10 protein-coding genes and 2 tRNA genes are annotated in these 12,998 nt (G+C 50.5%); 6 read left to right on the top strand and 6 right to left on the bottom strand.

All coding sequences use genetic code 11. The features are described 5' to 3' along the window. Positions 1-28 precede the first annotated feature (28 nt). Genes D8682_RS04105 through D8682_RS04115 form a run of 3 tightly spaced genes read left to right on the top strand, consistent with a single transcriptional unit; the run spans position 29 to position 3,766 of the window. Positions 29-1,348: a PTS sugar transporter subunit IIC gene (locus tag D8682_RS04105; RefSeq protein WP_121813588.1), complete on the top strand. Its 1,320-nt coding sequence runs from the start codon at positions 29-31 to the stop codon at positions 1,346-1,348. 48 nt (positions 1,349-1,396) lie between these two features. Continuing rightward, a complete protein-coding gene (locus D8682_RS04110) occupies positions 1,397-2,788 on the top strand; it encodes a glycoside hydrolase family 1 protein (protein WP_121813589.1) in 1,392 nt (463 codons plus the stop codon). A gap of 54 nt (positions 2,789-2,842) precedes the next feature. Beyond that, the gene (locus tag D8682_RS04115; RefSeq protein ID WP_121813590.1) at positions 2,843-3,766 is read left to right on the top strand and encodes a LacI family DNA-binding transcriptional regulator; all 924 of its coding nucleotides are present in this window, start codon (positions 2,843-2,845) and stop codon (positions 3,764-3,766) included. Positions 3,767-3,831: 65 nt separating this feature from the next. On the opposite strand, the gene D8682_RS04120 is transcribed toward D8682_RS04115, so the two are convergent. After that, positions 3,832-4,473 carry a riboflavin synthase gene (locus D8682_RS04120; RefSeq protein ID WP_064546223.1) on the bottom strand — a complete coding sequence of 214 codons (642 nt, stop codon included), beginning with the start codon at positions 4,471-4,473 and terminating at the stop codon, positions 3,832-3,834. A gap of 224 nt (positions 4,474-4,697) precedes the next feature. Here D8682_RS04120 and mdtK point away from each other — a divergent pair, with 224 nt between their 5' ends. The 3 genes from mdtK (at position 4,698) to D8682_RS04135 (ending at position 6,420) form a co-directional block, all read left to right on the top strand. Further along, positions 4,698-6,071, top strand: coding sequence for an MdtK family multidrug efflux MATE transporter (gene mdtK, locus D8682_RS04125; RefSeq protein ID WP_121813591.1), 1,374 nt, complete (start codon positions 4,698-4,700; stop codon positions 6,069-6,071). Between the two features lie 153 nt (positions 6,072-6,224). Beyond that, positions 6,225-6,301 (top strand) — tRNA-Val (locus tag D8682_RS04130). A 42-nt stretch (positions 6,302-6,343) separates the two neighbouring features. Next, positions 6,344-6,420: transfer RNA gene (locus D8682_RS04135), tRNA-Val, on the top strand. Positions 6,421-6,487: 67 nt separating this feature from the next. On the opposite strand, the gene D8682_RS04140 is transcribed toward D8682_RS04135, so the two are convergent. The 5 genes from D8682_RS04140 to D8682_RS04160 form a co-directional block, all read right to left on the bottom strand. Further along, a complete protein-coding gene (locus tag D8682_RS04140; protein WP_121813592.1) occupies positions 6,488-7,945 on the bottom strand; it encodes a capsule assembly Wzi family protein in 1,458 nt (485 codons plus the stop codon). A gap of 39 nt (positions 7,946-7,984) precedes the next feature. After that, complete coding sequence (locus tag D8682_RS04145) at positions 7,985-8,626, bottom strand: LuxR C-terminal-related transcriptional regulator (RefSeq protein WP_121813593.1); 642 nt, start codon at positions 8,624-8,626, stop codon at positions 7,985-7,987. Positions 8,627-8,823: 197 nt separating this feature from the next. Then, a complete protein-coding gene (locus D8682_RS04150; protein WP_064546211.1) occupies positions 8,824-9,357 on the bottom strand; it encodes a fimbrial protein in 534 nt (177 codons plus the stop codon). A gap of 15 nt (positions 9,358-9,372) precedes the next feature. After that, positions 9,373-10,389, bottom strand: coding sequence for a fimbrial protein (locus D8682_RS04155; RefSeq protein WP_121813594.1), 1,017 nt, complete (start codon positions 10,387-10,389; stop codon positions 9,373-9,375). An 8-nt stretch (positions 10,390-10,397) separates the two neighbouring features. Continuing rightward, a complete protein-coding gene (locus D8682_RS04160) occupies positions 10,398-12,983 on the bottom strand; it encodes a fimbria/pilus outer membrane usher protein (RefSeq protein WP_121813595.1) in 2,586 nt (861 codons plus the stop codon). Positions 12,984-12,998 lie beyond the last annotated feature (15 nt).

A 12,998-nucleotide genomic window follows, 5' to 3' on the forward strand; every position in this document is an offset into this window, starting at 1 on the left:
TTACCCCGACAATAACAAGGATACCGCCATGAGCATCTACCAAAAAATGGTCAATGTGATTGAGCAAAAAGTCACTCCCATGGCCGGAGCGATGGGCTCTCAGCGCCATGTCATCGCCATCCGCGACGGCTTTATCTCTGCCCTACCGTTTATGATCATCGGTTCTTTCTTGTTAGTATTTATTTTCCCGCCGTTCTCACCTGACAGTAGTTGGGGCTTTGCCCGCTCGTGGTTGAGTTTTTCTCTCACCTACCGCGAACAGCTGATGTTGCCGTTTAACCTCAGCATGGGTGTCATGACATTCTTTATTTCGGTCGGTATTGGTGCAAGCCTCGGAAAGCACTATAAGCTCGACCCGATTATGACCGGCTTACTGGCATTTATGGCTTTTTTACTGGTCGCAGCACCGTATAAAGACGGGCAGATTTCAACACAATATTTCTCTGGCCAGGGCATCTTTACCGCACTGCTGACGGCCATTTATGCCAGCGAAATGTATGCGTTCCTCAAACGCCACAACATCACTATCCGCTTGCCGAAAGAAGTCCCAACCGGTGTTGCGCGCTCGTTTGAGATCCTGATTCCGGTGGTGGTGATTGTCGCCACGCTCCATCCGCTGAACTTATTTATTGAATCGACCACCGGAATGATTATTCCGGAAGCGATCATGCACCTGCTGGCACCGCTGGTTTCGGCCTCTGACTCATTGCCTGCGATTCTGATTTCGGTGTTTATCTGCCAGATCCTGTGGTTTGCCGGTATCCACGGTGCACTGATTGTCACCGGGATTATGAACCCATTCTGGATGGCCAACCTTTCGGCGAACCAGACCGCACTCGCCGCCGGTAACGTGCTGCCACATATCTACCTGCAAGGTTTCTGGGATCACTACCTGCTGATTGGCGGCGTCGGTTCAACATTGCCGCTGGCGTTCTTGCTGCTGCGTAGCCGCGCCATTCACCTGCGTACTATCGGTAAAATGGGCGTGGTGCCAAGCTTCTTTAACATCAACGAACCCATTTTGTTCGGTACGCCAATCATCATGAACCCGCTGTTCTTCCTGCCATTTACTTTGGTGCCGATGATTAACGCAACCCTGGCGTACATCGCGACTAAATTAGGTTGGGTGGCACAAGTTGTGTCGTTAACACCGTGGACAACCCCGGCACCCATTGGCGCGTCGTGGGCCGCAAATTGGGCGGTAAGTCCCGTAATCATGTGCCTGATTTGTATGGTCATGTCGGCTGTGATGTATTACCCCTTCCTGAAGGCTTACGAGCGCACCCTGCTAAAACAGGACGAAGAGCGCAGTGCACAGGAAAACGAGAACCCGATTACTGTAAGTTAATTTTTTATAGCCTGCCGGTATGGCAGGCTCGTCAAATGAGGAACAAAAATGAAATACCAATTTCCTGATAATTTTTGGTGGGGCAGCGCCAGTTCAGCACCACAAACGGAAGGCGAAACACTCGGATTTGGCAAAACGGCCACCATCTGGGATCGGTGGTTTAAAGAGCAACCGACCCGTTTCCATAACGGCGTAGGCCCGGCAGAGACTTCCACCTTCTACAAGAACTGGAAAGAAGATATTGCGCTGCTCAAAGCGCTTAATCACAACACTTTCCGTACCTCGATTTCCTGGGCTCGTCTAATTCCGGAAGGCCGCGGTACGGTCAATCAGGAAGCGGTGACCTTCTACAATCAAGTTATTGATGAATTACTGGCGCAAGGCATTAAGCCGTTCATCAACCTGTTCCACTTTGATATGCCAATGGTGATGCAGCAGCAAGGCGGCTGGGAGAATCGTGACGTTGTCACGGCTTATGCTGAATTTGCCAGCAAGTGTTTCGAATTGTTCGGCGACCGTGTAAAGCATTGGTTCACCTTCAACGAGCCAGTAGTACCGGTTGAAGGCGGCTATTTGTACGACTTCCATTACCCGAATGTAGTGGATTTCAAACGTGCAGCCACCGTGGCTTACCACACTATGATTGCGCACTCTCTGGCGGTGAAGGCCTACCACGAGCGTAACGACGGCGGCGAGATTGGCATTATCCTCAACCTCACGCCATCTTATCCACGCTCACAAAACCCGGCAGATGTGAAAGCGGCAAATATTGCTGACCTGATGTTTAACCGCAGCTTCCTCGACCCGGCGCTGCGTGGTGAATATCCGCAAGAACTGGTGGCGCTGTTGAAAGAACACGGCCAATTGCCAGTCTGCCAGCCAGAAGACAAAGCTCTGCTGGCGGCGGGTGTGGTCGATTTATTGGGTATCAACTACTACCAGCCGCGCCGCATCAAATGCCGCGACTCGCTAGTGAACCCTGACAGCCCATTCATGCCGGAATGGTTCTTCGAAGCCTACGAAATGCCTGGCCGCAAAATGAACCCGTACCGTGGCTGGGAAATCTACGAGCAAGGAATCTACGATATTCTCACTAATCTGCGTGAAAATTATGGCAACCCAAATTGCTATATTTCAGAGAACGGCATGGGCGTTGAGAACGAGCAGCGTTTCGATGAAAACGGCCAGATTCAGGATGATTACCGCATTGATTTTGTACGCGACCACCTGAAGTGGCTGCATAAAGGTATCAGCGAAGGCAGCAATTGCCTCGGTTACCACATGTGGACGTTTATTGATAACTGGTCCTGGTGTAACGCCTATAAAAACCGTTACGGTTTTGTCTCGTTAAACCTTGAGACACAGCAGCGCACTATCAAGAAAAGCGGTGAGTGGTATCGCACGACCGCTGCAGAAAATGGCTTTAACGACCGGACGTAATCTCAGCACTCGGGCCGCAAGGCCCGTTTCTGGCTGAGAAGTGGGAAACAGACCATGTCGAATATTAATGATGTTGCACGTCTTGCGCAGGTTTCCAAAGCCACGGTTTCGCGCGTATTAAGCGGCAGTCGCGGCGTCAAAGAAGAGAGTCGTCAGGCGGTTTTACGCGCCGCCGAAATTCTGAATTACACCCCTAATGCCATTGCGCAATCGTTGAGCAGCCAGTCGACGAACTGCATCGGTGTGATTTGTGCCACCGAACATATTCAGCAGTCTACCGGTTACCTGCAAGCGCTTGAAAAACAGCTCAATCAACATCACAAGCACTTGTTATTACGCTTCGCCAATGACCACAACAGCGTGGTACAAGCCGCTCAGGAGTTATCGAAGGGGTTATGCGACGCACTGGTAGTGGTCGGCGCGCGTTTCCCACTGCCGACGCTTGCTGACGACATCATGCTGATTGACTGCCTGAGCGGTGCCGAAAATTTCAGCGTTCAATGCGATCATGTTTTTGCCGCAGAAACCGCCGTGCACTATTTGTGTAACCAGCAACGGCGGCAAATCGCCTTAATCAACTTTGCCAGCGGAGAAGCGGCAGCGTTAACGCTCGAGGGTTATCACCAGGCGCTGCACAACCATGTGGTGCCTTTTAACCGCCAGTTAGTGATTGAAGATGAGTCATCAGTACGCATTGCACTGCAACGTCTGATTAACCGTGGGGTGAAATTTTCCGCCCTGTTAGTTACAGACGATACCCAGGCACAAGAAGCCATGATGATGCTCAACCAGTACCAGTTAAAAGTGCCCGAACAAGTGATGGTATTTAGTCTGGATGGCTCCACCCGAATGCCTGGGTCGAACACCATTCCGGCGATTCAATACCCGCTGGAAAGTATGGCGCGTCGGGCGGTGGAATTACTGTTAGGGGAACGCCAGACCAGCGATGTGGTGCGCGGCAGTTTATTGATTGCGTAAGAATGTCGGATACGGCTCGAAACTGTACGGTGGATAAGCCAAAGGCGTCATCCACCGTATAATCCTTATTCCTTCGGTAACAGCGCTTCCAAAGTCGCTTCACGTTGTGCCAGCACACGCTCAACGGTATCGACAATCGCCTGCGTTTGCGGGTCGATTTCAATATTAATGCGGTTGCCCAATTTCTTGCTGCCTAATGTGGTGCGCTCAAGCGTTTCTGGAATTAAATGTACACAGAAACGTGAAGCCGTCACTTCGCCCACTGTCAGGCTAATACCATCGATGCCGATATATCCTTTATGCAGGATATATTTCATCAAGGTTTTATCGCGCATTTTAAACCAGATCTGGCGGTTATTTTCCGACGTCAGGATCTTCGCCACTTCCGCCGTGGTCATAATATGCCCCGACATCAAATGCCCGCCGATTTCATCATTAAATTTGGCGGCACGCTCGACGTTAACGCTGTCGCCCACCACTAACTCGCCGAGGTTGGTGATACGCAGCGTCTCTTTCATTAAATCAAAGCTGACGTGATTGCCATTGATTTGGGTGACCGTCAGACAACAGCCGTTGTGCGCCACCGATGCCCCAGTTTCAAGGCCTGGTAACATCGCATCTGGCATTGCGACAACGTGCGTACGGAAGTTAGGTTTCTCATCAATGGAGACCAGGGTTGCTGTGCCCTGCACAATACCTGTAAACATCGTAAAGCTCCTGGTAATTAACGGCAGCTGAAAATTATATGGCAGCACTTTAACAGTTGGAAAAAAACCTTGCCAGTCATCCGCGCTACCCCACCATTATTTGACTGGCGTATTCGTTTTCTCCCGCTACAATAGTCAGGCTATTTCCCCTGCTATTCCTATTTTCCTGCCTCTTCTGGCGGTCTTGTTGTCTATCTAATAACTAAAAATAATCAGGTGTATAAATGCAGAAGTACATAGTTGAAGCCCGCCAGTTGCTAGCGCTGGCGATACCCGTAATGCTGGCGCAAATTGCACAAACCTCAATGGGTTTTGTCGATACCGTGATGGCCGGTGGCTACAGCGCAACCGATATGGCCGCAGTGGCAATCGGTACCTCTATCTGGCTACCTGCGATACTTTTCGGCCATGGGTTGTTAATGGCTCTGACGCCCACCGTCGCCCAACTCAATGGTTCTGGCCGTCGTGAGCGCATTGCCCACCAGATTCGCCAGGGCTTTTGGCTGGCGGGCATCGTCTCGGCAATCATCATGATTGTGCTATGGAACGCGGGATATATTATTCACGCGACCAAGAATATCGACCCGCAACTTGCCGATAAGGCCGTCGGCTATTTGCGTGCGCTGTTGTGGGGTGTCCCGGGCTATTTGTTCTTCCAGGTGGCGCGTAACCAGTGTGAAGGTTTAGCGAAAACCAAACCCGGCATGGTGATGGGCTTTATCGGCCTGCTGGTCAATATTCCGGTCAACTACATCTTTATTTATGGCCACTTTGGCATGCCAGAACTGGGTGGTGTGGGCTGTGGCGTTGCCACTGCTGCGGTGTACTGGGTAATGTTCTTCTGCATGATCTCTTATGTGAAGAAAGCCCGCTCAATGCGCGATTTGAAGCTGGAAAAAGGCTTCATCAAGCCCGACTGGAAAGTGATGAAGCGCTTAACTCAGCTTGGGTTGCCGATTGCGCTGGCGCTTTTTTTTGAGGTAACGCTGTTTGCGGTTGTAGCATTGCTGGTTGCACCATTGGGGATTATTAACGTCGCCGGTCACCAGATTGCCCTGAACTTCAGCTCGCTGATGTTCGTATTGCCGCTGTCGCTATCAGCTGCGGTCACTATTCGCGTCGGCTTCCGTTTGGGCCAGGGTTCAACGCTTGATGCCCAAACGGCGGCATGGACGGGGATTGGTGTTGCAATGTGTATGGCGACGCTCACCGCTATTTTCACGATAGTGATGCGTGAACACATCGCCCTGCTCTACAACAGCAATCCGGAAGTGATTGCCCTGGCAGCACATCTGATGCTGCTGGCGGCGGTTTACCAATTGTCTGATTCTGTTCAAGTCGTCGGTAGCGGTGTGTTGCGTGGTTATAAAGATACCCGTTCGATTTTCTTTATCACCTTTATCGCCTATTGGGTTCTGGGCTTACCGAGTGGTTACATCCTGGCGCTGACCGATTGGGTGGTCGAACCGATGGGCCCGGCAGGATTCTGGACCGGTTTTATCATCGGTCTGACGTCAGCGGCAATTATGATGATGCTGAGGATGCGTTGGTTACAACGCCAGCCATCCGTGACAATTTTGCAGCGCGCTGCACATTAAACCCGAATAGCCGCCGTAATGGCGGCTATTTTTCCATCGAGTTGCGCAGATGCGCAGCAAACGAGTGAAATATGGAAGAAAATTGCGGTTTAACGCTTGCAAGGTTTAAGGGGTGCCGCTAATATTCGTCCCCGTTGTCACAGACAACACAGTGCGTCCGTAGCTCAGTTGGTTAGAGCACTACCTTGACATGGTAGGGGTCGGTGGTTCGAGTCCACTCGGACGCACCATTTTCTAGTTTTACTGCAATATGTAGTACCGCAACACACAGTGCGTCCGTAGCTCAGTTGGTTAGAGCACTACCTTGACATGGTAGGGGTCGGTGGTTCGAGTCCACTCGGACGCACCATTCTTAGTAGTAAACACCTTTATTCCCTCCCCACAGCAAAATCAACCCCTAAGCTATAACTTCTGTATTAATCAAATGACAGCGGCAATTCAAACGCGAAAGTAACGCCCAGTTCACTCTCTTTTGTCGAGCTACCCTGCGTATAACCCACTCCACTGTTCAGCGTCATCTGTTTATACAGCGGCGTCTGCCAGCCCAGTTCGAGGCCCTTCAGCGTGTCTGAATGCGGGAAAGCCTGATTTATCGGTTGCGACAGGCGATTCACCCGCACCCAGACTGCGCGCGCGCTCAGCCGTTGTTGATTCGCCAGCACCAGTTCGAGTTTCCCCGAATAACGAGTACCGTCGCCGCCCATCGACTCACCCAGCGGCGAGCCCTGCTGGTAGTAACCCTGCTGATAGCAATAGTGGTAATAGATAATGCCGGTTTTCTGCATCCCTGAGCGGGTATCGGCCCCTTCGAGTGTCCAGTTAAGCTGGCTTTCACCCCACACATTTACGGCATGATGACCTTCTATTCCGGCAATAAAAGTATTGTGCGAGGGCAAAACGCCCGCCTGATCTTCACCCGTCACCTGCCCGTAAACGCTCAGTGGCAGGTCGATCAGCGGCGCGAGTTTCAGGCGAAAATCCACCCCGCCTAACTGGTCACCGGGATCTCTGTCCTGGCTGCCGGTATTGTCACGGCCAATAAATGCATCGCCAAACGAGTGGAAGGTATTGGGCCGCCCTTTTCCGCCCCACATCATGATGCGCGAAGCCCCCAGGTCCAGCGCGCTGAATGGCGAAATAGTCAAGCGGCCGCTAATCAGCTTCGGTTGTTGTGGACGTTGATACTGGCGCAGTTGCCCAGCCGATAGCTGATACTGCCAGCTTCCCAGCCACGACAACCACGGCGTTTCAAAAGGCGACTGGTCAGCGCGTTGCACTAAAAAGCCCACCACCGGGCGCGCCGCATCCGAGCGAATGGTGCTGCCGTCGTTACCCGGCCCCCACCATTGTGGGATTTCACCAAATGCCAGCCACTGATTAAACAGTTTCACCCCCGCGTAAGCGCCGTTAAGGTTGATGTTGGCAGAGTCCGCAATGTACTGATGGCTTTCAAACTGCGCCTGCAAATTCACATCCCAGAAATCGCCATTGCTGGCAAGTGCCGCACCGATCCCATGTGCACTGGCAGGCGTGTCGGCAAAACCCTGGGGTAATGGCGGGTGGTCGGATTGCGTCCAGCCCTTTATTCTGACCGGGGCTTTCAGGTCAGCCAGGCGCTGCTCAACACGTTGAAGTACGGCCTGGTTTGCGGCACTGCTCTGCAATTTTGCCTGTGAAATAGTGCGGGTTATTTCTTCCTGGCTTAACGGCCAGGTGGAAAGGTTAATGTGAATAACGTCCCTGTCCGCCAGCCAGGTCAGATCGCTGCGCAATTGCGCGTCATTACTGACAAGCCCTGCGGCAACGCTGTTACTGCAATAACAAACTAACGCCCAGCACAGACTCTGCCGGCATAATAGAGCCAGAGGTTTCATTGCCATTCCTTTGAATTATCGCCCTGAGAAAATCCTGTTTTAATTCGCTTCCAGACTTTGATTAAATAATTCGAGCGTGCGTTTTTCTTTTAATAAATTATTTAAAAAGGTCAATAACTCAAAATCCGTATTCAAGTTAAATTTGGTCATAATCATGCGCTTGTGCGCGCCAACCGTTTTCGGGTTGATCTGTAAATCACTGGCGATCTTTTCTGTGGTATCACCACGATAAAAATGCGCCGCAATTTTGACCTGTTGCGGTGATAACGTGCGATGGCGGCAATCCAGGCAGCTCCATTGTTTCTTTTGCTCCTGTGCGGCCCGGCAATCCTCCCAGCCGCGCATAATCGTGGTTTTAGTTTTATTCACCGGCTCAGCGCGGTTCACAAAGGCAATATCAGTAATGCATAACGGTAACTCTGCGTAGCGCGGGTTTTTACTACCTTCATATAAGCCAATGACCAGGCTGTTTTTCCTGCGGGTGTGCAGTAAGGGCTGGCAAATACAGCTGACGCCGACATCATAATTTTTAAAGATAATATCCGCCGTGGCGATATTGGTTTCGTTTAACGTAACAATCTCGACTGTTACATTCATTTCTGCTGAAAATATCTGCTTCAACAGCATTTCCAGTCCATGGCGATATAAAACATTTTGCTCATCAATAACAATTTTTAACATACCACTGCCCCAGCAAGAATCGACAACAGCAATTTCCTCGAACACCCGTTATTGATTAAAAATCAACGCCAGATTCCGGCAATAAACTCCATACCATGCACCCTATAAGCGTAGCGATAATTAATCCTTTAATCAGATATGGTCCATAGCGATATAAAAAATACATATCAATATTCCTTACTCTTTTATTACTGCGGCTACTGGTACGTGAACGTCATGGTGACCACACTATTAATGGCTCCTGAACCCACATTCCCGCCAGGCGTGATGACCCGAGCAGCCAGGCCAAACGTGGCGGTACGCAGAGTGGGATCAATATTTGACGTCATGGTGGTGCTGTTGCCTTTCGCCAGTGTACGGTTGCTGTTATCCACCATTTGAATCGCCATGTTTGTCGCGCTGCCTGACGATGTGGCATTTTGATAGAGCGTGGCATCCGTGGGATAAGGTGTTCCCTGGAATGTGACCGTTGCTGTGACAAGTGCTGCCGGGCAATTGATCAGTTTAACGGTGAACGGTACCCACGCTGAAGCCGAGCCCGCCGTTCTGAGATCGGTACCAAGTAGTTGCCCAAAGTTAATATTCTGACTCACTGAACCTGGGTCAACCACACAAGGTGTGGGCAGTATTCGGCCTGTCACATTAATATTCACTATATCTGCGGCAAACACTGGCCCAACAGAAAATACGCTGGACAAGGCAACCATTAAATACACTTTAAGTGGCAGCATATTCTTCCCTTTTTATTATTGATAAGCCATGGTCACAGTGGCCGTTGCATTGGCTGTACCGGGCACCACCGTACTGGCGGTCTGATAATATCTGGCGGTGAATGGCACATTTAATGTGTCCCCCGCATTAACCACATTGCCGGCTGAGAAATAATTATCAAACACCGCTGGGCTGCTGTTATAGAGTAATTGGATACCAATCCCGCTGGCATTATTCGCACCCGCTGTTAATGCCATCACCGCATTGGGTTTCGAAATATAGGCCGCAGAGGTCATATTCATCATCACATTCACTGGCGCATTACAGGTTACCGGCACATTAAAAGCCTTATCCCCGGCGGTTGATCCAATACCTGAAAAATTAGCCACGATCATATCGTCTAATGGCACCGGAATATTGGCATCCACTGAACAAGAAACAGCGCGATAATAAAGTGTGCCGGTATAGGAAACCGAACTATCAGTATTGCTACCCAGACCATAACCGGTGTTATACATCCCGATACCAAACTTGGTTTGTCCTGGGGCCATAGCACCACTGCCAATAGTATTGCTGGTTTTAACTAATGCCAGAGTCATACTAATTGAATAGGTTTTGGCACTGGTGTTAGAGATATAACCTAATGGAGTATTTCGTGTATCACACGACGTCCCTGCCCCCGTTACTCTCTGACCACTCGAGTTAATGAGGGTAATACCCACGCCAGCCACCCCGGTATTATAGACGCGAGGCATACCCGAAACTTCAGTTCCCGTTCCGTAATAACAGGTGATAATCGCAATCCCCTGCGGCACCGCCGATATTGTCGAACAGTTGCCTGAGAAACTGAATACGCGTTCAGTACCGGGTATGGTTGAACCTATTGGCAAGGTTGAATCCACCGCCGTTGACGATAACGTCGCGATACCCGGTATCGCTGGCGTAGAGACACATCCGGTATTAGCAGCGAATACATTGGGGGAGATTAAACACAGCCCCAATAATAAACTGCATAGCATCATTATTCTTTTGGCAATAATAAATAAGCCCATTTCATTCCTCACTTGCACTGGCCATTAACGGTCTGGATGCCAGCCGTGTTATTTGTCTGTTTTGACAGGGAATAGGTCACCTGGCATTTTTGACTGGCATCGCTACCCCAGGTGACATTCAACGTGCCGCTGTCCGCCATCCCGGTCAGGTAAACCTGCCCTGCATCACCAACGATAAATGCCTGTGCGATTTTTTGAGTGGGGTCGCTCACCATTGCGCCAAACGGTACGGTTTGACTACCCGGACGGAGTAATGTCATCAGCACACGTTGGCCGACGTTCGCTTCAAAGTTTGCCCGCACCACCGCACCGCGCGTTGGCACCACGTTCTGGTCGGTGAGTGTCAGATCCACATTGTCCGGCAACGTTTCTGAATTTAATTGCAGACGGTCTTTGCGATACGGGCTGGTGTACGGAACAATCGCGTAGCCTCGCCAGTCGGTCTTCACGCCAGTTTGGTTATTGACTCCCACACCGCTGGCACCCGGCGCTTTCACCAGCGCAATGGTTTCACCTAACGGCTGACCAAACGTCACGCCATCCTCATGCACGACAACCCCGCCTTGCACGCCGTAATTCAGGCGTTGGCTGTGGCGGTCATAGCCATAACCCCCCTCCACTTCGCCGTAAGTACCACGGTAATCGGCATTCATGTTGCCGCTGTTACCCGTCCCCTCGGTGCCATAACCTTCCTGCACGCTCCAGCTCAGGTTATTGTCCGCAAGTGCCGTTCCGTTAAGGCCAACGCTCTGGGTGGTATTACCCTGTTTGCTGGTATTTAAGTTGTAACTGGCCCAGGTATTGGGCAAGAAACGACTTAATGGCACGCTGATATTTAAACTAAATATCTGGTCACGATCGTAAATACGCCCGTGGCCTGCTGCATCACTGCTATTACTCGCCTGTGAGTTTTCGTTGTAGCTGTAATTAAGCCCGTAACTGACGTCATTCCAGTTGTTGTTATATCCAACCCCAATTGAACGCATGGTACGATGGCTATTCCAGTAGTTTTCACTGACCCAACTTAATGATAATGAACCTGCGTTTTCCCACAGATTCTGGCTAATCGTCATCTCGCTACGGTTGCGGCGTCTTTCAATAATTGGGCTTGGGGTGCCGTCGCGCCAGGTATCCATCACTTCCTGGAGGGTATAAAAACCGTTGGTCGAATAACGGTAACCGGCGATAGCAAAGTTAGTGCCGGTCTGGACGATATTCTTGCTATAACGCACGCGCCACGACTGGCCGTTATCTTTTGGCTTATCCTGCATGGTTGACCAGGCCTGAGTCACATCAGTTGAGACGGCACCAAAATCACCAAAATTTTTCCCGACACCCAGCGCCAGTGACTGATAATGGCTGGCAAACTGCCCGCCGCCATAGCCCGTGAAACCTGCAGGTAAACCATAAATAGCCGTTCCCTGGGTGAATGGGGTTTTATCGACGCTGCCGTCATAAGAGCGATACTGGCCGCTGGTCAGGCTGTATTTCAGCCGCCCTTCACGTTGCAGTACCGGCAGCGAAGCAAATGGCACCACCAGCTGCTGTTCACTCCCGTCAGCCTCTTTAATAGTGACGTACAAATCGCCAGACCCACCGGTTGGGAACATATCCGTGATTTCAAAGGCACCCGGTGCGACATAACTTTGGTAAATGATGTAACCGTTTTGACGGATGATCACCTGCGCGTTGGTACGCGCAATACCGCGAACAACTGGGGCATAACCACGCATGCTGTCGGGTAACATGTCGTCATCGGAGGCAATTTGCGCGCCTCTGAATGGCACGCTGTCAAAAACATCACCTGGCGATGAGCTATCACCGAGGGTTAATTGGCTTTTTAGCGAAATAATATTGCGCTGGGCGTAGGTGTATACCGTGTCCCATTTATCCTGGCCATTAGTATCCCGATTCCAGGTGGTATAGTTACGCAAACGCCACGGCCCGATATTAATACCCGGACGCAGGTTGGCATATTGTGTATTACTGTCATTGCCACTGCTATCCCGCGAGGTATTATTCGCACCACTGAGATTGTAATTAAGCAGGAAAGCCGTAATACCATTATCCCACTGGCTTTCGGGTACATATCCGCGTGCTTTTTGTGAGATGGCTATTTGCGGAATACTCAACAATAGTTGCTGGGCACTAAAGCGAAATTGTGCTGAAGCCTGAGGGATCGCCGTTAAATTGGCACATTTCTCGTCGGCTGCGCCAAGCTCGGGGAACTGCGGAGTTTTAACCCCCATGTCGCTGAGGTCTGCCACGCTCAGACAGGGCTGTAAACTCTCTTTGCCCTGTGCATCTTTTTGCAAACTAAACTCAACATCACGCGTCTGTTGTTGTTCGTTATTAAGATAAATATCGACGCGATAAGTCCCGGGGAGTTGTCCTGCCCCATCTTCAAACACAGAAAGATCCGTACTCCCCAGAGCTGTATTACCTTGTTCCAGTAAAGCGGGGTTAAATACATCACGGGCTTGCGCATCGAATGAAAAAGCATTCAATAAAACCACATAGCCAGAAATTAAATATGCCAATTTACTGATATTAAATGAAGGGACAGGTTTGTTGCTCCCTTTAATAATAAACATCAATTAACTCCTTGT

Source organism: Buttiauxella sp. 3AFRM03, assembly GCF_003675305.1.
GTDB lineage: Bacteria > Pseudomonadota > Gammaproteobacteria > Enterobacterales > Enterobacteriaceae > Buttiauxella > Buttiauxella ferragutiae.